This window comes from Allobosea sp. GW822-FHT05A11, from assembly GCF_058800455.1.
In genome coordinates, this window is the sequence record NZ_JBXAMI010000001.1 from 338,851 (window position 1) to 358,844 (window position 19,994).

The window sequence follows — 19,994 nt, forward strand, 5'->3', positions numbered from 1 at the left end:
TAGGGAGACGTCATGCATGTCCTGATCACGGGTGCGGCCGGCATGGTCGGCCGCAGGCTGGCGGAGCGTCTGGCGCGCGAGGGCCAGTGCGCCGGCCAGGCGATCGACAGGCTGACGCTGACCGATGTGGTGGCGCCCGCGCTGCCGGCCGAGCTTGCCGATCGCGCGACGATCCGCGTCGAGGATGCCGGCGATGCCGCTGTCGCCAGGGAATTGGCGGCGCTGCGGCCGGACCTGATCTTCCACCTGGCCGCGATCATCTCCGGCGAGGCCGAGCGCGATTTCGACAAGGGCTACCGCGTCAATCTCGACGGCATGCACAACCTGCTGGAGGCGATCCGGCATGAGGGCGGCGCTGCCTATGCGCCCAAGCTCGTCTTCACCAGCTCGAGCGGCATTTTCGGGGCGCCGTTCCCGGCGTCGATCTCCGACGAATTCCACGTCACGCCGCTGACCAGCTACGGCACGCAGAAGGCGATCGGCGAGTTGCTGCTGGCCGACTATTCCCGGCGCGGCTTCGTCGAGGGCGTCGGCATCCGCTTCCCCTCGATCGTGGTCAGGCCGGGCAAGCCCAATGCCTCGGCCGGCGGCTTCTTCTCCGGCATCATCCGCGAGCCGCTGCAGGGGCAGGAGGCGTTGCTGCCGGTCAGCGACGAGGTGCTGTTCACCCATGCGAGTCCGCGTTCCGCCGTCGGTTTCCTGATCCATGCCGCCGGCCTCTCGCGCAATGAGCTCGGCCCGCGGGTCAACCTGACCATGCCCGGCGTCTGTGTCACGGTCGGCGAGCAGATCGAGGCGCTCCGCCGCATTGCCGGCGACAAGGCGGTGAAGCTGATCAAGCGCGCGCCCGATCCGGCCTCGGCGGCGATTGTCGCGGGCTGGCCGACACGCTTCGACGCGAAGCGCGCGCTGGCTTTGGGCTTCACCGCCGAGCGCGATTTCGACGAGATCATCCGCGTCCATATCGCCGACGATCTCGGCGGCCATCTCCCGAACTGACGAAACCTCAGAGCAAACCTTCAGGACAGATCCGATGCATATTCTCGTTCTCGGCGGCGCCGGCATGGTCGGGCGCAAGTTCATCGAGCGGCTGGCGCGCGACGGCCAGCTCGGCGGCAAGCCGGTGACCCGCGTGACGGCGCAGGACGTCGTCGTCGCCTCGCCGCCGCCGGCCGCGCCCTTCGATTTCGAGGCGGTGGTCTCCGATCTCTCGATTCACGGCGAATCCGAGAAGCTGATCGCGACGCGGCCGGAGGTCATCATCCATCTCGCAGCAGTGGTCTCGGGCGAGGCGGAGGCCGATTTCGACAAGGGCTACCGGATCAATCTCGATGGCACGCGCTATCTCTTCGAGGCGATCCGCCATGCCGAGGGCTATACCCCGCGCCTGGTCTTCACCTCCTCGGTCGCCGTGTTCGGTGCCCCCTTCCACGACAAGATCGAGGACGAGTTCTTCACCACGCCATTGACCAGCTACGGCACGCAGAAGGCGATCGGCGAGCTCCTGCTCTGCGACTATTCGCGGCGCGGCTTCTTCGACGGCGTGGGCATCCGCCTGCCGACGATCTGCGTGCGGCCGGGCAAGCCGAACAAGGCGGCTTCGGGCTTCTTCTCCAACATCATCCGCGAGCCGCTGAACGGCGAGGAGGCGGTGCTGCCGGTCTCCGATCAGGTCCGCCATTGGCATGCCTCGCCGCGCTCGGCGGTCGGCTTCCTGATCCATGCGGCGACGATGGACACGGCCGCGATCGGCCCGCGCCGCGCCCTGACGATGCCGGGTTATTCCTGCACGGTCGCCGAGCAGATCGAGACGCTGCGCAAGGTCGCCGGCGAGAACGTGGTCAAGCGCATCAAGCGCGTGACGGACCCGGTGATCGACGGGATCGTCGCCGGCTGGCCGCGCAATTTCGATCCGCAGCGCGCTCTGGCGCTCGGCTTCAGGTCGGAGGCGAATTTCGAGGAGATCATCCGCGTGCATATCGACGACGAGCTGCACGGGACCTTCGTGAAGTAAGACGAAACTGCACTTCCGTCATGGTCGGGCTTGTCCCGACCATCCACGCCTTCTTTGGTCAAGGTCCGTGTTCAAGACGTGGATGCTCGCCACAAGGGCGAGCATGACGGTTGCAGGTCTTCAGGCCGGGCAGGGCTCGGCCTGTTCCTGCTGGCGCCGCGGCGGTATGCCGAGCGCGGGCGCACCGCGCGCCGGCTCCTGCTCCGGTTCCAGTTCAGGCGCATGAGCCCAGCCGCTGGCGCTCCAGCTCTTGAGCGCCGCCCAGGTCGAGCGGTCGAGCCGGAACTGCTCGCAGGGGAACAGCCCGCCGCGCGCCGGCAGCGACTTCAGGAACGAGCCCTCCGACCGGAAGCCGGACTTCTCCAGCACCCGCCGCGAGGCCGGGTTGATGACGCGGGTATCGGCCTCGATCGCGGGCAGGTCGATCAGCGAGAACAGGCTGTCGATCAGGCCCTGCACGGCCTCGGTCGCGCAGCCCTTGCCCCAGTGCGGGGTGCCGAGCCAGTAGCCGATGAAGGGCACGCCCGTCGCCTGCCTGTGCGCGCTAATCATGCCGATCAACTCGTTGGGCTTCGACCGCGGGGTGATGGCCAGCGCGAGATGCTCGCCCAGCGCGTTGCCCTTGCGCATCGCGAAGATGAAGGGCTCCACCGCCTGGGGCGGGTAGGGATGGGGGATCGATGCCGTCATCTCGGCCACCGCCTTTTCACCGGCAAGGCGCAGGATGGCATTGGCATCGGCCATGCGGGGCCAACGCAGCCAGAGACGCCGGGTCTCGAGCCGGAAGACATCGTCGCGGGTCAGTTCGGGGAACATATCGTCTCTCCGTCGGCGCAAACGAAAAAGGGAGCTGGGACTTTGGTCCCATCTCCCCTTCGCTGACCTTCGGGAGACCCGTATTGGGTCTTTTAACCCTTGATCCGTTCGGTTCGATGGAACCGGCGGATCGAGAGAATTCCCTATCCGCCTTTTACTCTGCGGCCTCTTGGGCCGGAACTACGTTCACGAAAGCTCGGCCGAGTTTCGTCGTGAATCGGACTCGGCCATTCGCCGTCGCAAAGAGGGTATGGTCTTTGCCCATGCCGACATTGGCGCCGGCATGCCACTTGGTGCCGCGCTGACGGATAATGATGTTGCCCGGAATCACGGCCTGGTCGCCGAACTTCTTGACGCCGAGGCGCCTGCCTTCGGAGTCGCGACCGTTGCGGGACGAACCGCCTGCCTTTTTATGAGCCATAACGCCCTACCTCAAAACTTGTGCTGTCTCTGTAACCCGAATCGGCGGCGAAAGCCAGCCGGTCCGGGTCCGACGATCAATCTGCGCTGACGGATGCCGTCAGTAGTCCTCGCCCGAAGCCAGTTCGGCCTGGTCGGCCTTGGCGCGCGGCGGCTTGCCGGCGAGCAGCTCCTTGGCCTGCTCGACCCACTCCTCGCGGGTGGCGCGGCCACGCAGCTTGAGCTCCTCGTCCCACTTGGCGATGTCGGCCTCGGTCCAGGCGGCGATGTCGTTCCAGGAGGTGATGCCGGCGGCGCGCAGCTTCTTCTCGATGGTCGGGCCGACGCCCGAGATCAGCGAGAGGTTCGAGGCGTCGAGGGCCTCAGTGGCCGCAGCAGCCTTGGCGGCCTTCGGAGCGGCCTTGCCCTTGGTCGCGGTCGAAGCGGCCTTCAGCGCCACAGCGGAGGCATCGCCCTTCTTCATCTCCGGCTTCTTGCCGCCGGTGAGGATGTCGGTGATGCGGATGACGGTCAGCTCGGCGCGGAAGCCGCGCTTGCGCTTCGAATTCTGGCGGCGGCGCTTCTTGAAGGCGATGACCTTCTCGCCACGAGCCTGCTCGACGATTTCACCGACGACGGTGATGTCGGAGAGGGCCTTGGCGTCGAGCGTGGTCTTCTCACCCTCGGTGAGCATCAGCACGGAGCCGAAAGCGACGGTGTCGCCCGGGTTGCCTTCGATCTTGGCGGCGGTGATCTTGTCGTTGGCGGCGACGCGGAACTGCTTCCCGCCGGTCTTGATGACTGCGAACATTTTGTCCTCCATGTTCGGCCCCGTCCTGTCGCGGCTTCCGGATGGAGGCCCGTGGGACGGCTTTTTGGCAGTCGATTGCGTGGTCTGGCTTGCTCTTGCGACATGCGACGCAGCGCACATGCCAAAAGAGATCGGGCGCGAGTTTCCCCGCGCCGGACGGTGCTCGATAGTCGCAAGGCCAGAGCAGGTCAAGCGAAAGCGGCGGGGAAGAGTGGATTTCTCCTGCGCAGGAGGCTTGCTCCCCGGACGCGGCTTGTGTAGTAACCGCCTCGCTTCGACCGAAGGCGACCGCGGACAGGTGGCAGAGTGGTTGAATGCACCGCACTCGAAATGCGGCATACCTGCAAGGGTATCGGGGGTTCAAATCCCTCCCTGTCCGCCATCCTCTCAATTCACTGCGCCGATCTGGAACGAGAAGCGCCACGCGGCGGCGTAAAGCTCCCGTTCTCCGTCCCTACGCGATCCGCAGTGTCGGTGTGCGAGGCGGGCTTGCGGCTCGCTGGAAACGGCTACCGGCAGGGAACGGGGTTGAACTGACCGGCCAGGTTGCGCCTTAATCGCGGCTCACACAGCAAGGAGGCCCCCGATGCGATTGGCGCTTGCCATTATCACCCTGGCTCTCACCGGCTGCAACAGCACGCCTCAATCCCAGCATCCGACGCGGGATTACACCGTGGGCACGGCGGAGTGCTCGAAATTCGGCTGGGGTACCGCCCAGATGGCGGAATGCCTCGATCGTACCGCCGAACGGCAGTCGGCAACGGTTTCGCAAGAGCGCACAGGCGAAGCCGGCTAGATCGACGGGCGGCCTTTCGGATGTGAAGTGTCGATCCGTTGCTGTAGCCGGCAACGAATCGGCAGACGTCTTCGGCCTCCCTTAGAACCGCTGCCGATCCCGCGTGCAGCCTGAACTGTTGGTTCGCCGCAAATTCGCAAGCAGGGTTGCACGCTGCCCTCAGGCGCGGCAAAGATGGACACATGATCAGGATCTCGATTGCCGCCAGCCTGGTTGCCGTTCTGGCCGCCGGTTGTGTCTCCTCTCGGCCCCAGCCTGTCCAGCAGACTGCGGCTCCTTCCGCCAAGCGCATCGTCCGCGACGGCGGGCAGCTGGTTCTGCCGGACGGCACACGCGTCTCGCCGGATCATACCGGCGGCTTCACTCTGCCGAACGGCGATTACGTGAAGCGCGAGCGAGGGGCGCTGGTGTTGCCGACGGGCGCACGCTGCCAGCCCGACGCAAGCGGGTATATCTGCCCCTGAGGCCGAGGCGCCGGATGACGGCGCCTGCCTCGCTGCTCATTCTCTTTTCAGCCCGTTCATGACGAGCGGGCCTGCTACTCAGGCTGCGTCGGATGTCTGCCGACGTTTCTTCGCCGTGCCCGCGCCGGAATCGTCGGTGTCGTCGAGAACGTGGTTATGGCTGCGGAAGGCCCAAATCTCCTTGGCGGCTTCCCAATGCTCGCGGTCGCGGCCCTCGGGCTGTCCGTCCTTAATCCAGAGCCCGTAGGCGATCTTCCGGATCTCGTGCTGGGTCTTGTCGTCCTGCTTCATGTCTCGCCTCCATGATCGTTCCCCGATGCGCATCGGGGAACTCTGGTTTCGGAGAGGATGACGGCCTTGCCGTGCAGGGGAACAACCGCGGATCGGCCGGGTTGTTCCCGCGCGCGATGAAAGATCCAGCCCGGCGCGGGCGGGATGTTCAGGTCTTTGCGGTCGCCAGATCCGCTTCGCCGGGCGTTTCGGTTTTTGCTTGAACGGGACGGCGGGCATAACGCTGGGCCAGGACCGCGCAGGCGAAGAGCTGTGCCTGGTGGAACAGCATCAGCGGCAGCACGATCAGGCCGAGCGCCTGGCCGGGGAACAGGATGTTCGCCATCGGGATGCCGCTCGCCATGCTCTTCTTCGAGCCGCAGAAGACAATGGCGATCTCGTCTTCCTTGGAGAAGCCGAGGCGGCGGCTGGCGAAGGTCGTGATCGCCAGCACTGCGGCGAGCAGGACGACGTCGATGACGATGACGAGTCCGAGATCGGCGAGCGTGACCTGCGACCAGATGCCGGCGACCATGCCCTCGCTGAAGGCGGCGTAGACGACGAGCAGGATCGAGCCGCGATCGACCAGCGAGATCGGCGCCTTGTGGCGCTGCAGGAAGGGGCCGATCCAGCGGCGTAGCAACTGCCCGATGAGGAAGGGCAGCAGCAATTGCAGGGCGATGCTCTCGACGGCACGCGTGCTGAAGCCGCCGCCTTTCGAATCGAGCAGCAGGACGACGAGCAGCGGCGTCAGCACCATCCCGAAGAGGTTGGAGACCGAGGCACTGCACAGCGCCGCCGCGACATTGCCGCGCGCGATCGAGGTGAAGGCGATCGAGGACTGCACGGTCGAGGGCAGGATGCAGACGAAGATCAGGCCGGCGATCAGTTCGGACGGCAGGAAGCCGCCGAAGATGCGCGTGAGCAGCAGGCCGAGCAGCGGGAAGAGCAGATAGGTGCTGGCGAAGACCAGCGATTGCAGGCGCCAGTGCAGCAGGCCTTCCCAGACCGCCAGCGGCGACAGCCTTGCGCCATAGAGGAAGAAGAGGAGGGCGACCGCAACGGACACGGCGTCATTGGCGATCTCGGCCCCAGTGCCATGGGCGGGGAACACGGCCGCGACCGCGACAGTGGCCATCAAGGCGATCAGATAAGGATCGATGCCGAAGCGGGCGAGGGTGCGGCGGAGCATCTGCGGTCCTTGTGATGAGATGGCGCCTTCTAAACTCTTTCACGTTCATTTTGATCTGGACTGGCGGCGATATCGGCTATCATGAATCATGATGAACATCAGTCCCGACCCGAAGCCGCTCGATCCCGTCCTGCTGCAGAGCTTCCTGAAGGTCTGCGAGACGTTGAGCTTCACCGAAGCGGCGCGCCAGCTCGGCCTGCGCCAGTCCTCCGTCAGCCAGCATGTCGCGCGGCTGGAAAAGCGGCTCGGGCGGCGCCTGCTCGCGCGCGACACCCACGAGGTGCGGCCGACGCCGGACGGGGATGCGATCCTGCCCTTCGCGCGGCAGGCGCTCGAGGCGGGACAGCGGATCGAGCGTCATCTCGCCGGCTCCACCCTGCGCGGGCGTCTCAGGCTCGGGGTCTCCGAGGATTTCGCCTATACGGCATTGCCGGAGATCCTCGCCGCCTTCGCCATGCAGCATCACGCGGTCGACCTGGAGCTGACGGTGGGCTTGAGCGGATTGCTCTACGAGCAATATGACGCGGGCGATCTCGACCTGATCTTCGCCAAGCGCCGCAAGGGCGACGCGCGCGGCGAAGTCGCCTGGCAGGAACGGCTGGTCTGGGCCGGCCGGCCGGGCACGGGATTGGCCGAGCAGCCGGTGGTGCCGCTCGTGCTCTATCCGCCGCCGAGCATCACGCGCGTTCATGCTATCGAGACGCTGGAACGAGCGGGCCGCGCCTGGCGCGTCGCCTGTACCAGCGGCAGCCTCGCGGGCCTGCGCGCGGCGACGGTGGCGGGGCTCGGCATCACCGCCCATTCGGCCCGCCTGATTCCGCAGGGGCTCGCCGAGGTCGAGCCGCGTGACGCGCTGCCGCCGCTGGGGACGATCGAATTCGTCGTGATCGGCGGGCAGTCGCATCAGGCGGCGGCGCGGGCGCTTGCCGACAGCATCCTGGCGAGCGCGGAGCGCCTCCTGCCGGAAGCGTCGCGGCGCGTCAGGCGCGGATAGGAGTCAGATGGCCATTTTGTGCGAGAGGGTCTTGGCGGTCATGTAGTGCGCCAGCCCTTCGGCGGCACCCTAGCGGCCATAGCCGTTGTCCTTGACGCCGCGCGGAATGACGGTGGAGGTTCAGCGCACCAAGGTGTGCATGCGGTTCTCGATCAGCCGGACCAGCCCCAGCGCCGTCATCTCCGAGGATTTCGGGTTCGTGGCGAGCGGGCGGTTCTCGATGGCGATGTCGAGCTTGCCGAAGGCGCCGCGCGCGCTGAGCTGGTGGCCGTTGCCGCCTGCTGCAGGGTCGGCGACAAGCTCGACGCGGGTGCGGTCGAGCCCGATGCCGGCGAGCGCCGAGATCACAGCGACATTGGCGTTCTGCGGAAAGCGCGAGGCGGCCTCGCGGGCGGTCCCGGAGAAGAAGGCGGTCGCCTCGGTGATCCCGTCGAGCCCGAGCAGGCTTTCGGCCGAGGTCCCGCGCCAGGCGGCCGGCGGCTTGACGATGCGGTGGATGACCTCGTCGAGCGGCAGCAGGGAGGCAGCGGCGATGCCGTCGATGCCGGCGAGGGCGCCCGGCGGGATCAGGAGCTGGCTGCCGCGGCTTTCGGCGGCGGCGATCAAGCGAGCGAGCAGGGCGTCGTCGCAGAAGGCGCTGGTCGAGGCGACGGCGAAAGCCGGAGCGTGCACGAGCGCCGCCTGGCCCCAGATGCCGACAGCCTCACGCCCGGCGGCTTCGACGACGAGATCGAGATCCAGGCCGGCGAGTTCATCCGGCTCCGTGATAAGCTTCGCTCCGGCCGGGATGTCGCCGGCTGCGGCGGGGTTGCGGACGGCGACAGCGGCGATGGTGATGTCGCCGCTGCTTCGCTCCGCCAGCAACTCCGCGACACGGCGGTTGATGGCGCCCCAGCCGATCAGGGCGAGACGGAGCGGTTTGCGAGGTTGCATCGTCATGAGCCTTCCGCCGTTTGCAAGGCGAGATCGAGCAGGGGGCCGCCGTTCAGGCCTTCCAGCATGCTGAAATGGCGGCCCGCACAGATCAAGGGCGCTGGCGTCTGCGGGCGCGGCGGAGCCGCCGGTGACAGTGACACTGACCCGCGACAGCGGCATCCGCCTTTTGACCGGGCTCGGCATCGCTGTGCTGCCGACCTATGCGCGGGCGGTGGCGCCGGCTTCGGTACTGGTGCGACCGCTGACGGAGCCGTCGATCTCACGGGACATCGTGATGATTCGGCTGGGCGGGCGAGCGGCTTCGCCGGCACTGTCGGCTTTCGAGAGGCTGCTGCGCCGCTTTGTACGCCAGCTTGCGCCGAGCGAGACCGGGTGAGGGGCGCATGCCGGCCTCGTCCGCCGTCGTCAGGGCGAGAGAAAGCGCGCGACGGTATGACCGGCCGCTCGCCGTTGGCGGATCACGATCGATGGCCTAAGAACGGACGACGCCTCGCAGCCAAAGGAGAACGATGCCTTCCCCGCTACTGCTGATCCTCGTTCTACCCTTCGTCGGCAGCCTGGCCGTGGTCGTATTCCCGGGCGTTTCCCGCGAGCCGGCGACCTGGATTACCGGGGTTACCATGCTGGCCTGCCTCGTCGTGACCGGGGCGCTTTATCCTGATGTCAGCGGCGGAGATGCCGTCCGGGCTCAGATCGACTGGATACCGTCCCTCGGGCTTGACTTCACCCTGAGGATGGACGGTTTCGCCTGGATTTTCGCGATGCTCGTCAGCGGCATCGGGCTTCTGGTCGTTATCTATGCCCGATATTACATGTCGGCCGAGGATCCGGTCCGTCGCTTCTATATGTTCTTCCTGGCCTTCACGGGATCGATGCTGGGGGTCATCCTCTCGGGAAACCTGATCCTTCTGGTCGTGTTCTGGGAACTGACCAGCATCTTCTCATTCCTGCTGATCGGCTACTGGCACCATACCCAGCCAGCGCGCGACGGCGCCCGCATGGCCATGACCATAACCGGCATGGGCGGCCTCGCTTTGCTGGGCGGCGTGCTGATCGTCGGCCATATCGTCGGCAGCTACGACCTCGACGACGTCCTGCGATCGGGCGACCTGATCCGTTCGCATCAGCTCTACGTCCCGGCGCTTGTGCTGATCCTCCTCGGCGCGCTCACGAAAAGCGCGCAGTTTCCCTTCCATTTCTGGCTACCCAACGCCATGGCGGCGCCGACGCCCGTCTCGGCGTTCCTGCATTCGGCCACCATGGTGAAGGCTGGCGTGTTCCTGATGGCGCGGCTGTGGCCGGTGCTCTCCGGCACGCCCGAATGGTTCATGATCCTGGGCATCGCTGGAATGGCGTCGTTCGTGCTCGGCGCCTACCTCGCCATGTTCCAGCATGACCTGAAGGGACTCCTGGCCTATTCGACGATCAGCCATCTGGGCCTGATCACGCTGCTGCTCAGCCTCGGGAGCCCGCTCGCGGCCGTGGCGGCGATTTTCCACATGCTCAACCATGCGACCTTCAAGGCATCGCTGTTCATGGCGGCCGGGATCATCGACCACGAGACGGGCACGCGCGACCTGCGGCGGCTCTCGGGCCTGTTCCGCTACATGCCGATCACGGGCACGCTCGCCATGGTGGCGAGTGCCGCGATGGCGGGCGTTCCGCTGCTGAACGGCTTCATCTCGAAGGAGATGTTCTTCGCGGAAGCCGTAGAGACCCACGCCGATTCCTGGCTGGACACCGCCGCTCCCTACGCGGCCGTGCTCGGCAGCGCGCTCGCCGTCGCCTATTCCCTGCGGCTGATCCATTCGATCTTCCTGGGAGCGCCCCCCGAAAGCTTTCCCCGCGAACCCCACGAGCCGCCGTTCTGGATGCGGTTCCCGGTGATGTTCCTGGTCATCGCCTGCCTCGTCGTCGGCATGATTCCGACCCTGACCATCGGCTCGTTCCTCCACGTCGCCGTTTCGTCCGTGCTGGGTGCCGCCACGCCGCAATACAGCCTGGCGGTCTGGCACGGCTTCAACCTTCCGATGGCGATGAGCGTGCTCGCGCTGGCGGCCGGCGCGCTTCTGTATCTCGGCGTCGGCAATTACCTCGAGCGTTCCGAGCGCCCGCCGCTTCTCGGCCGGATCCAGGGGCAACGCATCTTCGAGCGGGTGATGGTCGCGATTTCGTGGCGCGCAGCGCCGCTGGTCGAGGACATCTTCGGCACCAGGCGCCTTCAGCCGCAGATGCGCCTGCTGGTGGCGGCCGCAGTGGCCGCCGGCACCGTCCCGCTGCTCGCTTCGGGCCTCTCCTTCGGGTCCTTCGGCAACGGCACGACGGATCTCGCCTTCACGGGCCTTTGGTGCGTCGGCATGATCTGCGCCGTCGCCGCCGCCTATCAGGCCAAGTTCCACCGCCTCGCTGCACTCGCCCTGCTTGGCGGCACGGGGCTCGTGACCTGCGTGACCTTCGTCTGGCTCTCCGCGCCGGACCTTGCCGCGACCCAGCTCGTCGTCGAGATCGTGACGACCGTGCTCATCCTGCTCGGCCTGCGGTGGCTGCCCAAGCGGCTGCAGGACGTGCCGGAACCGAGCGGCTGGCTGCCGCGGCTGCGCCGCTTCCGGGACCTCACGATCGCCGTCGTTGCGGGCATGGGAATGACGGCGGTCTCCTATGCGGTGATGACGCGCATGCCGCCCGACACGATCTCGAAATTCTTCGTCGAGAAGGCCTATAGCGAAGGCGGCGGCCGCAACGTCGTCAACGTCATTCTCGTCGATTTCCGCGGTTTCGACACGCTGGGCGAGATCACGGTCCTCGGCATCGTCGCGCTGACCGTCTTCGCGCTGCTGCGGCGTTTCCGCCCCGCGCCGGACAATATCGAGCGGCCCGAACAGCAGCGCATCCAGTGGTCCTTTGACGAGGCCGAGCCGGAGGTGGAGGCCGGAGCGACCAAGGCAGAATACCTCTACCTGCCATCCGTGATCATGCAGTGGATGTTCCCGGTCGTCATCGTCCTGGCCGCCTATCTCTTCCTGCGGGGACATGACGCCCCGGGAGGGGGCTTCGTGGCCGGCGTCGCCATGGCGGCAGGCTTCATCCTGCAATACATGGCTGCGGGCACGGTCTGGGTCGAGGACAGGCTGCGCATCCTTCCGGTTGTCTGGATCGGCGGCGGCCTGCTTCTGGCCGCGTTCACCGGGGCGGCCTCGATGCTGCTGGGAGATGCCTTCCTCACCTCGTATTTCCGGTATGTCGAGCTGCCGCTCGTCGGGAAGGTTCCCATGGCGAGCGCGACCCTGTTCGATCTCGGCGTCTTCAGCCTCGTGGTCGGGGCTACGGTGCTGATGCTGATCGCCATCGCCCACCAATCCGTCCGCCGCCTGCGCGCGGCCGCCCGTCTCGAAGAGGAGCGCCGGCGATGGAACTGACGCTTGCAATCGCCATCGGCGTTCTCACCGGATCGGGTGTCTGGCTGGTCCTGCGTCCGCGCACCTATCAGCTCGTCATCGGCCTGTCGTTGCTCTCCTATGCGGTGAACCTCTTCATCTTCAGCATGGGCCGGCTGCGCGTCGGAGCCGCTCCCGTGCTGGAATCCGGCGGCGCGGGGAATCCGGCGGATTATGCCGACCCGATTCCGCAGGCACTCGTGCTCACGGCGATCGTGATCGGCTTCGCCACGACCGCTCTCCTTCTGGTCGTGCTGCTCGTCGCCCGCGGGCTGACGCGCAACGACCATGTCGACGGGAGGGAACCGAACTGATGGAGTGGACGAGGCACCTTCTCATCGTCCCGATCCTGCTTCCGCTGATCACGGGGGCCGCCCTGCTGTTGATCGACGAGCTGCGCCACACGCTGAAGGCGCTGCTCAGCCTGGCATCGACCTTGCTGCTCCTGGTGACGGCGATCGCTCTGATGCGCCTGGCAGACGGGGTTCCCGGCGGAAGCGCTGCCCTGTCCTCGTCCTATGCCGTCGCCAACTGGCCCGCGCCCTTCGCCATCGTGCTGGTGCTCGACCGGCTGTCGGCGCTGATGCTCACCCTCACGGCCGTGCTGGCGGTCGCCTCGCTCGTGTTCTCGACGGCGCGCTGGGATCGGGCAGGGCCGCATTTCCACACGCTCCTGCAGTTCCTGCTCATGGGGCTCGGCGGCGCGTTCCTGACCGGGGACCTTTTCAACCTCTTCGTCTTCTTCGAGGTCACGCTGGCAGCCTCCTACGGGCTGCTGCTGCATGGTTCCGGCGCCTTCCGGGTTCGCGCCGGGCTCCACTACATCGCGATCAACCTGGCCGCATCGCTGCTCTTCCTGATCGGCGTCAGCCTGATCTACGGGACCGCCGGAACGCTGAACATGGCCGATCTCGCCGTCCGCCTGCCGAACGTGCCGGCCGAGGACCAGGCGCTGCTGCGCGCCGGCGTCGCCATCCTCGGCACCGCCTTCCTGGTCAAGGCCGGGCTGTGGCCGCTCTGCTTCTGGCTTCCTTCCGCCTATATGGCGGCAGCGGCTCCCGTTGCCGCGATCTTCGTCGTGCTGACCAAGGTCGGCACCTATGTGCTGCTGCGCCTCACGCTCCTGCTCTTCGGCCCCGAGACCGGTGATATTGCGGGCTTCGGCGGCATGGTCCTGCTGTGGGGCGGCATGGGCACGATCGCCTTTGCGACATTCGGCCTGCTCGCGTCCCAGGCGATGGGCAGGCTCGCCGGCTACAGCGTGCTGATCTCCTCGGGGACCTTGCTCGCGGCCGTCGGCATCGGCGATGCCAGGGTCGTGTCCGGAGCGCTGTTCTACCTGGTCAGCTCGACCCTCAGCGTTGCCGCCCTCTTCATGCTGATCGAACTGGTGGAGCGGGCACGCGAGCCGGCGGCGGACCTGCTGGCCGTCACCATGGAGGCGTATGGCGACGAGACCGACAAGGGCGAGGAACATGAGGACGAGGAGGTCGGCGTGGCCATGCCGGGGGCGCTCGCCATCCTGGGCATCTCGTTCGGATGCGCCGCGCTCCTGCTCGCGGGCCTGCCGCCGCTGTCGGGGTTCATCGCCAAGTTCGCGATGCTGACGGGGATGCTGAACCCGGACGGGCTGGGAGCTCCGGCCGCGATTCCAGGGCGCATCTGGCTCTTGGTCGCGCTGGTCATCCTGTCCGGCCTGGCGGCGCTGGTTGCCATGATGCGCAGCGGCATCCGGATATTCTGGGCGCCGCTCGAGGTCATCATTCCGCGCGTGCTCGTGGTCGAGGTCGCGCCGATCGTCGCGCTGCTGGCGCTCTGCATGGTTCTTGCGGTCCAGGGCGGCGCGGTGCTCAGCTATACCGACGCCGCGGCGCAGGCGCTGCATGCCCCGTCGAGCTATATTCAGAGCGTATTGGGGGCGGGGCACCCGCCGGGCGTGTCCCGATGAGCCGCGCGCTGCCCTATCCGCTCCTGACCGTGGCGCTGCTGCTGATGTGGCTGCTGCTCACCTCCTTCTCGACCGGGCAGCTCCTCGTCGGTGTCGCGGTCGCGATCGGAGCCTCCCACGCGATGGCGGCGCTGCAGCCGTCCAAGCCCAGACTGAGGCGCTGGCAGCTTCTTCCCAAGCTTCTGGGCATCGTGGTGCTGGACATCCTCCAGTCGAACATCGACGTTGCCAGGATCATCATCGGTGGGGACCGTCGCGACCGGGTCGCAGGCTTTGTCGCCATACCGCTCGACCTGCGCGACAAGACCGGCCTGGCTCTGCTGTCATGCATCGTCACCAGCACGCCCGGGACGGCCTGGGTCGAGTACGCCCCGGATACCGGCGTGCTTCTGATCCATGTGCTCGATCTCGTCGAGGGGGCCGACTGGGTCTCCCTGATCAAGAATCGCTATGAGGCGCTGCTCATGGAGATATTCGAATGATCGCCGCAATTCTCCTGTGGTCGGTCATGGCCGCGCAGGCGATGCTCGTCGCTGCCATGGCGTGCTACGCCTACAGGGTCATCCGGGGGCCGCGCGCGCAGGACCGGGTGCTTTGCCTCGACGCCATGTATGTCTGCGCCATGCTGCTGATCCTGACGATCGGCATCCGCACCGGCAGCGCAATCTATTTCGAGGCGGCCCTGATCATCAGCGTGCTCGGCTTCGTCTCAAGCATCGCGCTTGCCAAGTTCCTGATGCGCGGCGAGGTGATCGAATGACCCCGGCCGAGAACTTGCCCGCCTGGGCGGCCCTGTCGACGGCCGTCCTGGTCCTCCTGGGCGCCGCACTGACCCTGGTCGGCGCGATCGGAACCTTGCGCTTCGGCAGCTTCTTCGAGCGGGTTCATGCGCCGACGCTCGGCACAAGCTGGGGGACCGGGGCGATCCTGCTTGCGTCGGTCGTCTGCTTCTCGGCACTGGGATCGCGGCCGATCGTGCACGAGATCATGATCGGCGTCTTTGTCACCATCACGACGCCGGTCACGCTCATGCTGCTCGCTCGCGCGGCGCTTTACCGGGATCGGGTCGAGGACGATGCAAATGTCCCCCCGCGAACCATGTTGCGTCGCCGCAGCGTGAACGCCGCTGCGCCGGAATCGGGAGACGATCCGCCGCGCGGATGAACGCGCTCTACGCGGGCAACAGGTGACAAACTCTCATATGACTTACCTGCCCGGGAGCCCGCGTGCCGGGCCTTGTGCGCTGTCATGGCCCCATTCGCGGCCCCAAACGAAAACGGCCTCCCGGGAGGGAGGCCGTAATCCCCAGCAGACACTGAGGGAAAATGGTGGGCGCGACAGGGATCGAACCTGTGACCCCTACGATGTCAACGTAGTGCTCTCCCGCTGAGCTACGCGCCCGTCGCCGCTGAAAGCAGCTTCCGGAAGCGTGTCCGGGCCGTGTTGGCCGCGATCACGCTGCGAGTGAGGGGGGCTATAGCGGCTCGCTTCGCGGGTGGCAAGGCGTTTGCCGCATAAATTCTACAGGGGCTGTCGGCATCCACATTCGTGCGATGCCGAACGGCCTTTCAGGCGGCCAGCAGCTTCTCGACCTCGTTGACGAGCTCGCGCAGGTGGAAGGGCTTGGAGAGCACCTTCGCATCCTTCGGCGTCTGCGAATCGGGGTTGAGCGCCACGGCGGCGAAGCCGGTGATGAACATCACCTTGATGTCGGGATCGAGCTCGGTGGCGCGGCGCGCCAGCTCGATTCCATCCATCTCCGGCATGACGATATCCGTCAGCAGGAGCTCGAACGGCTCCTCGCGCAGGCGGTTATAAGCCGACAGGCCGTTATCGAAGGAGGCGACGTCGTAGCCTGCGTTCTGCAGGGCCTTGACCAGGAAGCGACGCATATCGTTGTCGTCTTCCGCGAGCAGTATCTTCGTCATGGGCCTGATCTGTTCGTCCCTGAGGCCTGAGTTCGTCTAGCGTCTGGCGCCCGGCCGAGGCCGGGCCTGGAACGGTTGGGTAATCACCCGGCCGCACAGTTGGAACCATGTCCTTTCATAAGGCAACATCATGGTAAACAACGCGTGAATCCAGCACGGATTTTCCAGGGTTTCGCGACATCGCTTCAACCGTTCAGGTTTGTGTGCTTCAGTCATTTGCGATGAGCCTGTCCTCAGCCCCTTTTCCGCCCGCGCCGGACGATGTCGTCGCCGAGATCGAGCGGCCGTTCAGCCTGTACCAGCCGGCTCTCCAGGTTGTGCCGGTGGTGGTCGACGTGCCGCATGCCGGGCGCTGCTATCCCCGCCGCTTCGTCGAGGCGGCGCGCCTGCCCTTGCGCAGCCTGCGTCGCTCCGAGGACGCCTATGTCGACCGGCTGTTCGCGCAGAGCGTCTCGCTCGGCGCGCCGTTGCTGGTGGCCGAGTTCCCGCGCGCCTATCTCGACGTCAATCGCGAGCCCTACGAGCTCGATCCGCGCATGTTCGAGGGACGGGTGCCGCCCTTCGCCAATACGCGTTCGATGCGCGTGGCGGGAGGCCTTGGCACCGTCCCCCGCATCGTCGGCGACGGGCAGGAGATCTATTTCGGACGGATTCCGGTCCAGGAGGGGCTCGCCCGGATCGAAGAGCTCTACCGGCCCTATCATGCGGGCCTGCGCAGCCTCGTCCAGCGTACCCAAGGCGTGTTCGGCACCTGCATCCTGGTCGATGCGCATTCGATGCCCTCGGCCGGGCTCGACCGCGACGGGCTGGCGAAGTCGGACATCATCCTCGGCGACCGCTTCGGCACCAGCGCGGCCGGCTACATCATCGACATCGCCGAGCAGGCCTTCACGCGGCTGGGCTTCAGCGTCACCCGCAACCGGCCCTATGCCGGCGGCTTCATCACCGAGCATTACGGCGCGCCGGCCGCTGGGGTGCATGCCTTGCAGATCGAGGTGAACCGCGCGCTCTACATGAACGAGGCGACGCTGGAGCCGCATGACGGCTTCGGCGCGGTCGAGCAGGCGATGGCGGCGGTGATGGCCGATTGCTTCGCGCGCTGGAGCGGCTGGCTCGACGAATGGCGCGAAGCGGCCGAATAGCGGCAGCTGGTGAAGCGGGGGGGCTTTCCAAGAAAAAAGGGCCGCACACTTGCGTGGCGGCCCAAGTCTAGGGAGGAAACGCCCAAGGAGGGCAATGAAGGTTTGAGGTCATCTCCCCTTCGCAGTGCACAATATGAGCGTGCGCTGCAAAACACAAGCGAAATCAGCGGAATCACAGGCGTCATGCGATGGGCGCATGATGCCGAGACGAAAAGGCGGGGTTTTTCGGATATTTCCGCATCCGACCTCGCCTGAGATGGTCAATCTGCGGAGTCGATGCTGCAAAGCAGCAAACTGGAGTGCCTGTTCATGAGCGCAGTCGATTTCGGCGCTTTCGTCGCGGATCTGGCGACGCAGTCCGGCCGGGCGATCCTGCCCTTCTTCCGGGCGCTGCATGCGACGGAGGACAAGTCGCGGGGCGGGGTGTTCGATCCCGTGACCGAGGGAGACCGCGCCGGCGAATCGGTGATGCGCCACATGATCAAGCGGCAGTTCCCGGCCCATGGCGTGCTCGGCGAGGAATTCGGCAGCGAGAACACCGATGCCGAATATGTCTGGGTGCTCGATCCGATCGACGGCACGCGCGCCTTCATCTCCGGCATTCCGGTCTGGGGCACGCTGATCGGGCTGACGCGCAACGGCGTGCCGGTCTACGGCATGATGCACCAGCCCTTCTCGGGCGAGCGTTATTCCGGCGACGGGCGCGAGGCGCGCTATGAGGGGCCGGGCGGGCCGAAGAAGCTCAGGACCCGCCAGACCACCGATTTCGCCACGGCGACGCTGATGACGACCTCGCCCGCCCTGTTCAAGGGCGCGGAGGCGAAGGCCTTCACCCGCGTGGAGAAGGAGGTCAGGCTCTCGCGCTATGGCTGCGATTGCTACGCCTATTGCATGCTCGCTGCCGGCCATGTCGATCTCGTGATCGAGAGCGGCCTCAAGCCCTATGACATCGTGGCGCTGATCCCGATCATCGAGGGCGCTGGCGGCATCGTCACCTCATGGGACGGCGGCAGCGCTGCCGGGGGCGGGCGCATCCTCGCGGCCGGCAGCAAGGCGCTGCATGAGGCCGCCATGGCCCTGCTCGCCGGCTGAGCCCGGCAGGGCCTGGTCCTCGCCGGGGATGAAGGCGTCGAAGGCGGCCCAGAACTGGGCGCGGATCGCGTCGCTTTCCATCAGGATCTCGTGGCGCGCGATCGGCAGGACCAGCGCCGAGCCGGTCTTGAGCCGCGCCGCGAAGCGCTCGATCGCCGGCGTCGAGACGACCGGGTCGCGGCCGGCGGCGATGATCAGGGTCGGTATCTTTACCTCCAGCGCTGCAGAAGGCGCGGCGAGGCGAGCGATCAGGCGGAAGGCGGTCCTGATCCAGGCAATGGTTGGGTCGCCGATGCTGAGATCGCGCGCCGCGGCCGAGAGCGCGGCGTTGCGGGCATAGCGCACGGGATCGCTGGTCAGGCGGTTGCCCTCGAAGGGCTTGGTCGCGATCGCGGTGTCGCCGCCGCCCGGCACGAAAGCCCGGCCGAAGCCGAGCCAGTAAAGAAGGCTTGCCAGAATCTTCGCCCGGCCGGGATGCGCGATCATCGCGATGCCGAGCATCGGCGCGAGCGCGACCATGCGCGAAACCGGCAAGGCATTCGAGCGTGCGGCGTCGAGGCAGAGCGCAGCACCCATCGAATGGGAGAGGACGAAATAGGGCGGGGGCAGCTTCGCCTGCATCTCGGCCATCGCCAGCGCCAGATCGGCCTCGTAATGCCTGAGGCGCCCGACATGGCCCTTGCGCGTGCGGCGGACGAAGCGCTGCGAGCCGCCCTGGCCGCGCCAGTCGAAAGAGAGGACGTGGAAGCCGCGGCGACGCAGCTCCGCGACGGTCTCGCTGTAGCGCTCGATGAACTCGGCCCGGCCCTGCACGACGACGATGGTGCCGCGCACCGGCCTCACCGTCGGGCGCCAGCTGGCGAAACGCAAGGAGGCGCCGTCGCGCGTCGTGGCGAGCCAGGTCTTGCCATGCCCGGGAACGGGATAATCCGGATCGGCGAAAAAAGCGGCTTCGGCCATCAAGTGCTCCGCATCGCGGCTGCAGTGTCGAACGCGGCCGCCGCATGCTCGATATTCTGCGCCGGATATCCTGCGAAAACATGTCGGTGCGCTTAAAAAGAAATGCGAGGGCTGATTTCGCGGCCCGAAAGAACGGCTCTTGAAAAGCCCGGGCGCCTCCCCAGATCAGGTCTGCGCAGGCCGGAACCGGCTGCGCGAAAGCAACCTAGGTCCGCGCTCAGGCGAGGCGGACCGACCCCATTGTCGCTTCTTCGGAGGACATATCATGCGTCATTTCGACCTTTCCCCGCTCTATCGCTCGACCGTCGGCTTCGACCGTCTGTTCAATCTCCTCGACCAGGCGACGAGCAACGAAGCCGCCCCGAGCTACCCGCCCTACAATATCGAGCGGACCGCCGAGAACGCCTATCGCATCACCATCGCGGTCGCGGGTTTCGGCGAGGGTGACCTCTCCATCGAGTCCAAGGAAAACGCGCTGACCGTCAAGGGCGAGAAGCAGCTCGTCGAGGGCGCCGAGAAGCGCGAGGTCCTGCATCAGGGCATCGCCGCGCGCGCCTTCGAGCGTCGCTTCCAGCTTGCCGATTATGTGCAGGTGACCGGCGCCAGCCTGGAGAACGGCCTGCTGCATATCGACCTCGTGCGCGAGATCCCCGAGGCCAAGAAGCCGCGCCAGATCGCGATCGGCACCGGCGGTTCGGCCAAGGTCCTCGAGGCCAAGGTCGCCAAGGCTGCGTAACCAGCGTCCAGCTTTCGATGAAAGCGAAAGGCTCCCGGAAACGGGAGCCTTTTTTGTTGGCC

At 66.6% G+C, this 19,994-nt stretch carries 23 protein-coding genes and 2 tRNA genes; 16 read left to right on the forward strand and 9 right to left on the reverse strand.

All coding sequences use genetic code 11. The features are described 5' to 3' along the window. The first annotated feature begins 12 nt into the window (after positions 1–12). Both denD (AC1RLU_RS01650) and denD (AC1RLU_RS01655) read left to right on the forward strand, forming a co-directional pair. Entirely contained in the window at positions 13–999 is a 987-nt protein-coding gene (gene denD, locus AC1RLU_RS01650; RefSeq protein WP_492793600.1) for a D-erythronate dehydrogenase, read from the forward strand. Between the two features lie 34 nt (positions 1,000–1,033). Further along, the gene (gene denD / locus AC1RLU_RS01655) at positions 1,034–2,014 is read left to right on the forward strand and encodes a D-erythronate dehydrogenase (protein WP_061970120.1); all 981 of its coding nucleotides are present in this window, start codon (positions 1,034–1,036) and stop codon (positions 2,012–2,014) included. 120 nt (positions 2,015–2,134) lie between these two features. On the opposite strand, the gene AC1RLU_RS01660 is transcribed toward denD (AC1RLU_RS01655), so the two are convergent. From AC1RLU_RS01660 to AC1RLU_RS01670, 3 genes are all read right to left on the reverse strand, one after another. Then, positions 2,135–2,830 carry a GNAT family N-acetyltransferase gene (locus AC1RLU_RS01660; protein ID WP_142113313.1) on the reverse strand — a complete coding sequence of 232 codons (696 nt, stop codon included), beginning with the start codon at positions 2,828–2,830 and terminating at the stop codon, positions 2,135–2,137. A 154-nt stretch (positions 2,831–2,984) separates the two neighbouring features. After that, positions 2,985–3,251, reverse strand: a complete 267-nt coding sequence (gene rpmA / locus AC1RLU_RS01665) for a 50S ribosomal protein L27 (protein ID WP_061970119.1) — start codon at positions 3,249–3,251, stop codon at positions 2,985–2,987. Between the two features lie 99 nt (positions 3,252–3,350). Then, a complete protein-coding gene (locus AC1RLU_RS01670) occupies positions 3,351–4,040 on the reverse strand; it encodes a 50S ribosomal protein L21 (RefSeq protein ID WP_113586677.1) in 690 nt (229 codons plus the stop codon). A gap of 292 nt (positions 4,041–4,332) precedes the next feature. Here AC1RLU_RS01670 and AC1RLU_RS01675 point away from each other — a divergent pair. The 3 genes from AC1RLU_RS01675 (at position 4,333) to AC1RLU_RS01685 (ending at position 5,300) form a co-directional block, all read left to right on the forward strand. Further along, positions 4,333–4,422: transfer RNA gene (locus tag AC1RLU_RS01675), tRNA-Ser, on the forward strand. 204 nt (positions 4,423–4,626) lie between these two features. Beyond that, complete coding sequence (locus AC1RLU_RS01680; RefSeq protein WP_061970118.1) at positions 4,627–4,836, forward strand: hypothetical protein; 210 nt, start codon at positions 4,627–4,629, stop codon at positions 4,834–4,836. A 182-nt stretch (positions 4,837–5,018) separates the two neighbouring features. Then, positions 5,019–5,300 carry a hypothetical protein gene (locus tag AC1RLU_RS01685; RefSeq protein WP_061970117.1) on the forward strand — a complete coding sequence of 94 codons (282 nt, stop codon included), beginning with the start codon at positions 5,019–5,021 and terminating at the stop codon, positions 5,298–5,300. A 78-nt stretch (positions 5,301–5,378) separates the two neighbouring features. Here AC1RLU_RS01685 and AC1RLU_RS01690 read toward each other — a convergent pair whose 3' ends face one another. Together AC1RLU_RS01690 and AC1RLU_RS01695 are read right to left on the reverse strand one after the other, a co-directional pair. Further along, on the reverse strand, positions 5,379–5,591 hold the full coding sequence (locus tag AC1RLU_RS01690) for a DUF2934 domain-containing protein (RefSeq protein ID WP_061970116.1): 213 nt from the start codon (positions 5,589–5,591) through the stop codon (positions 5,379–5,381). 148 nt (positions 5,592–5,739) lie between these two features. Continuing rightward, on the reverse strand, positions 5,740–6,762 hold the full coding sequence (locus AC1RLU_RS01695; RefSeq protein WP_492793601.1) for a bile acid:sodium symporter family protein: 1,023 nt from the start codon (positions 6,760–6,762) through the stop codon (positions 5,740–5,742). An 88-nt stretch (positions 6,763–6,850) separates the two neighbouring features. Here AC1RLU_RS01695 and AC1RLU_RS01700 point away from each other — a divergent pair, with 88 nt between their 5' ends. Then, complete coding sequence (locus AC1RLU_RS01700; RefSeq protein ID WP_492793602.1) at positions 6,851–7,756, forward strand: LysR family transcriptional regulator; 906 nt, start codon at positions 6,851–6,853, stop codon at positions 7,754–7,756. Positions 7,757–7,876: 120 nt separating this feature from the next. Here the strand turns inward: AC1RLU_RS01700 and AC1RLU_RS01705 are convergent, their stop codons facing one another. Continuing rightward, complete coding sequence (locus AC1RLU_RS01705; protein ID WP_492793603.1) at positions 7,877–8,695, reverse strand: aspartate dehydrogenase; 819 nt, start codon at positions 8,693–8,695, stop codon at positions 7,877–7,879. A 124-nt stretch (positions 8,696–8,819) separates the two neighbouring features. On the opposite strand from AC1RLU_RS01705, the gene AC1RLU_RS01710 reads away from it, so the two are divergent. The 7 genes from AC1RLU_RS01710 to mnhG all read left to right on the forward strand — a co-directional run bounded on the left by AC1RLU_RS01710 (position 8,820) and on the right by mnhG (position 15,238). Further along, entirely contained in the window at positions 8,820–9,068 is a 249-nt protein-coding gene (locus AC1RLU_RS01710) for a LysR substrate-binding domain-containing protein (RefSeq protein WP_492793604.1), read from the forward strand. Between the two features lie 133 nt (positions 9,069–9,201). Beyond that, positions 9,202–12,108, forward strand: a complete 2,907-nt coding sequence (locus AC1RLU_RS01715) for a monovalent cation/H+ antiporter subunit A (RefSeq protein ID WP_492793605.1) — start codon at positions 9,202–9,204, stop codon at positions 12,106–12,108. Further along, positions 12,099–12,440: a Na+/H+ antiporter subunit C gene (locus AC1RLU_RS01720; RefSeq protein ID WP_091856924.1), complete on the forward strand. Its 342-nt coding sequence runs from the start codon at positions 12,099–12,101 to the stop codon at positions 12,438–12,440. The genes AC1RLU_RS01715 and AC1RLU_RS01720 overlap by 10 nt, the downstream gene beginning before the upstream one ends. Further along, on the forward strand, positions 12,440–14,074 hold the full coding sequence (locus AC1RLU_RS01725; protein ID WP_492793606.1) for a monovalent cation/H+ antiporter subunit D: 1,635 nt from the start codon (positions 12,440–12,442) through the stop codon (positions 14,072–14,074). Before AC1RLU_RS01720 ends, AC1RLU_RS01725 begins: the two co-directional genes overlap by 1 nt. After that, the gene (locus tag AC1RLU_RS01730) at positions 14,071–14,556 is read left to right on the forward strand and encodes a Na+/H+ antiporter subunit E (protein ID WP_492793607.1); all 486 of its coding nucleotides are present in this window, start codon (positions 14,071–14,073) and stop codon (positions 14,554–14,556) included. Before AC1RLU_RS01725 ends, AC1RLU_RS01730 begins: the two co-directional genes overlap by 4 nt. After that, positions 14,553–14,834: a K+/H+ antiporter subunit F gene (locus AC1RLU_RS01735; RefSeq protein ID WP_492793608.1), complete on the forward strand. Its 282-nt coding sequence runs from the start codon at positions 14,553–14,555 to the stop codon at positions 14,832–14,834. The genes AC1RLU_RS01730 and AC1RLU_RS01735 overlap by 4 nt, the downstream gene beginning before the upstream one ends. Next, complete coding sequence (gene mnhG, locus AC1RLU_RS01740; protein WP_492793609.1) at positions 14,831–15,238, forward strand: monovalent cation/H(+) antiporter subunit G; 408 nt, start codon at positions 14,831–14,833, stop codon at positions 15,236–15,238. The genes AC1RLU_RS01735 and mnhG overlap by 4 nt, the downstream gene beginning before the upstream one ends. 162 nt (positions 15,239–15,400) lie before the next feature. Here mnhG and AC1RLU_RS01745 read toward each other — a convergent pair. Then, a tRNA-Val gene (locus tag AC1RLU_RS01745) sits at positions 15,401–15,475 on the reverse strand. 167 nt (positions 15,476–15,642) lie between these two features. Further along, complete coding sequence (gene cpdR, locus AC1RLU_RS01750; protein WP_038363805.1) at positions 15,643–16,002, reverse strand: cell cycle two-component system response regulator CpdR; 360 nt, start codon at positions 16,000–16,002, stop codon at positions 15,643–15,645. A gap of 221 nt (positions 16,003–16,223) precedes the next feature. Here cpdR and AC1RLU_RS01755 point away from each other — a divergent pair, with 221 nt between their 5' ends. Continuing rightward, on the forward strand, positions 16,224–17,144 hold the full coding sequence (locus tag AC1RLU_RS01755) for an N-formylglutamate amidohydrolase (protein ID WP_492793610.1): 921 nt from the start codon (positions 16,224–16,226) through the stop codon (positions 17,142–17,144). 309 nt (positions 17,145–17,453) lie between these two features. Beyond that, entirely contained in the window at positions 17,454–18,236 is a 783-nt protein-coding gene (gene hisN / locus AC1RLU_RS01760; protein ID WP_492793611.1) for a histidinol-phosphatase, read from the forward strand. Here the strand turns inward: hisN and AC1RLU_RS01765 are convergent. Continuing rightward, the gene (locus tag AC1RLU_RS01765; RefSeq protein WP_492793612.1) at positions 18,141–19,196 is read right to left on the reverse strand and encodes an alpha/beta hydrolase; all 1,056 of its coding nucleotides are present in this window, start codon (positions 19,194–19,196) and stop codon (positions 18,141–18,143) included. The genes hisN and AC1RLU_RS01765 overlap by 96 nt on opposite strands. Before the next feature lie 265 nt (positions 19,197–19,461). Here AC1RLU_RS01765 and AC1RLU_RS01770 point away from each other — a divergent pair, with 265 nt between their 5' ends. Further along, positions 19,462–19,932 carry an Hsp20 family protein gene (locus tag AC1RLU_RS01770; protein WP_061970098.1) on the forward strand — a complete coding sequence of 157 codons (471 nt, stop codon included), beginning with the start codon at positions 19,462–19,464 and terminating at the stop codon, positions 19,930–19,932. The last annotated feature ends 62 nt before the right edge of the window (positions 19,933–19,994 follow it).

Bases quoted from the DNA above. Each gene is read 5' to 3' on its own strand.
- denD (WP_492793600.1), top strand. From the start codon at position 13: ATGCATGTCCTGATCACGGGTGCGGCCGGCATGGTCGGCCGCAGGCTG.
- denD (WP_061970120.1), top strand. From the start codon at position 1,034: ATGCATATTCTCGTTCTCGGCGGCGCCGGCATGGTCGGGCGCAAGTTC.
- AC1RLU_RS01660 (WP_142113313.1), bottom strand. From the start codon at position 2,830: ATGTTCCCCGAACTGACCCGCGACGATGTCTTCCGGCTCGAGACCCGG.
- rpmA (WP_061970119.1), bottom strand. From the start codon at position 3,251: ATGGCTCATAAAAAGGCAGGCGGTTCGTCCCGCAACGGTCGCGACTCC.
- AC1RLU_RS01670 (WP_113586677.1), bottom strand. From the start codon at position 4,040: ATGTTCGCAGTCATCAAGACCGGCGGGAAGCAGTTCCGCGTCGCCGCC.
- AC1RLU_RS01680 (WP_061970118.1), top strand. From the start codon at position 4,627: ATGCGATTGGCGCTTGCCATTATCACCCTGGCTCTCACCGGCTGCAAC.
- AC1RLU_RS01685 (WP_061970117.1), top strand. From the start codon at position 5,019: ATGATCAGGATCTCGATTGCCGCCAGCCTGGTTGCCGTTCTGGCCGCC.
- AC1RLU_RS01690 (WP_061970116.1), bottom strand. From the start codon at position 5,591: ATGAAGCAGGACGACAAGACCCAGCACGAGATCCGGAAGATCGCCTAC.
- AC1RLU_RS01695 (WP_492793601.1), bottom strand. From the start codon at position 6,762: ATGCTCCGCCGCACCCTCGCCCGCTTCGGCATCGATCCTTATCTGATC.
- AC1RLU_RS01700 (WP_492793602.1), top strand. From the start codon at position 6,851: ATGATGAACATCAGTCCCGACCCGAAGCCGCTCGATCCCGTCCTGCTG.
- AC1RLU_RS01705 (WP_492793603.1), bottom strand. From the start codon at position 8,695: ATGACGATGCAACCTCGCAAACCGCTCCGTCTCGCCCTGATCGGCTGG.
- AC1RLU_RS01715 (WP_492793605.1), top strand. From the start codon at position 9,202: ATGCCTTCCCCGCTACTGCTGATCCTCGTTCTACCCTTCGTCGGCAGC.
- AC1RLU_RS01720 (WP_091856924.1), top strand. From the start codon at position 12,099: ATGGAACTGACGCTTGCAATCGCCATCGGCGTTCTCACCGGATCGGGT.
- AC1RLU_RS01725 (WP_492793606.1), top strand. From the start codon at position 12,440: ATGGAGTGGACGAGGCACCTTCTCATCGTCCCGATCCTGCTTCCGCTG.
- AC1RLU_RS01730 (WP_492793607.1), top strand. From the start codon at position 14,071: ATGAGCCGCGCGCTGCCCTATCCGCTCCTGACCGTGGCGCTGCTGCTG.
- AC1RLU_RS01735 (WP_492793608.1), top strand. From the start codon at position 14,553: ATGATCGCCGCAATTCTCCTGTGGTCGGTCATGGCCGCGCAGGCGATG.
- mnhG (WP_492793609.1), top strand. From the start codon at position 14,831: ATGACCCCGGCCGAGAACTTGCCCGCCTGGGCGGCCCTGTCGACGGCC.
- cpdR (WP_038363805.1), bottom strand. From the start codon at position 16,002: ATGACGAAGATACTGCTCGCGGAAGACGACAACGATATGCGTCGCTTC.
- AC1RLU_RS01755 (WP_492793610.1), top strand. From the start codon at position 16,224: ATGAGCCTGTCCTCAGCCCCTTTTCCGCCCGCGCCGGACGATGTCGTC.
- hisN (WP_492793611.1), top strand. From the start codon at position 17,454: ATGAGCGCAGTCGATTTCGGCGCTTTCGTCGCGGATCTGGCGACGCAG.
- AC1RLU_RS01765 (WP_492793612.1), bottom strand. From the start codon at position 19,196: ATGGCCGAAGCCGCTTTTTTCGCCGATCCGGATTATCCCGTTCCCGGG.
- AC1RLU_RS01770 (WP_061970098.1), top strand. From the start codon at position 19,462: ATGCGTCATTTCGACCTTTCCCCGCTCTATCGCTCGACCGTCGGCTTC.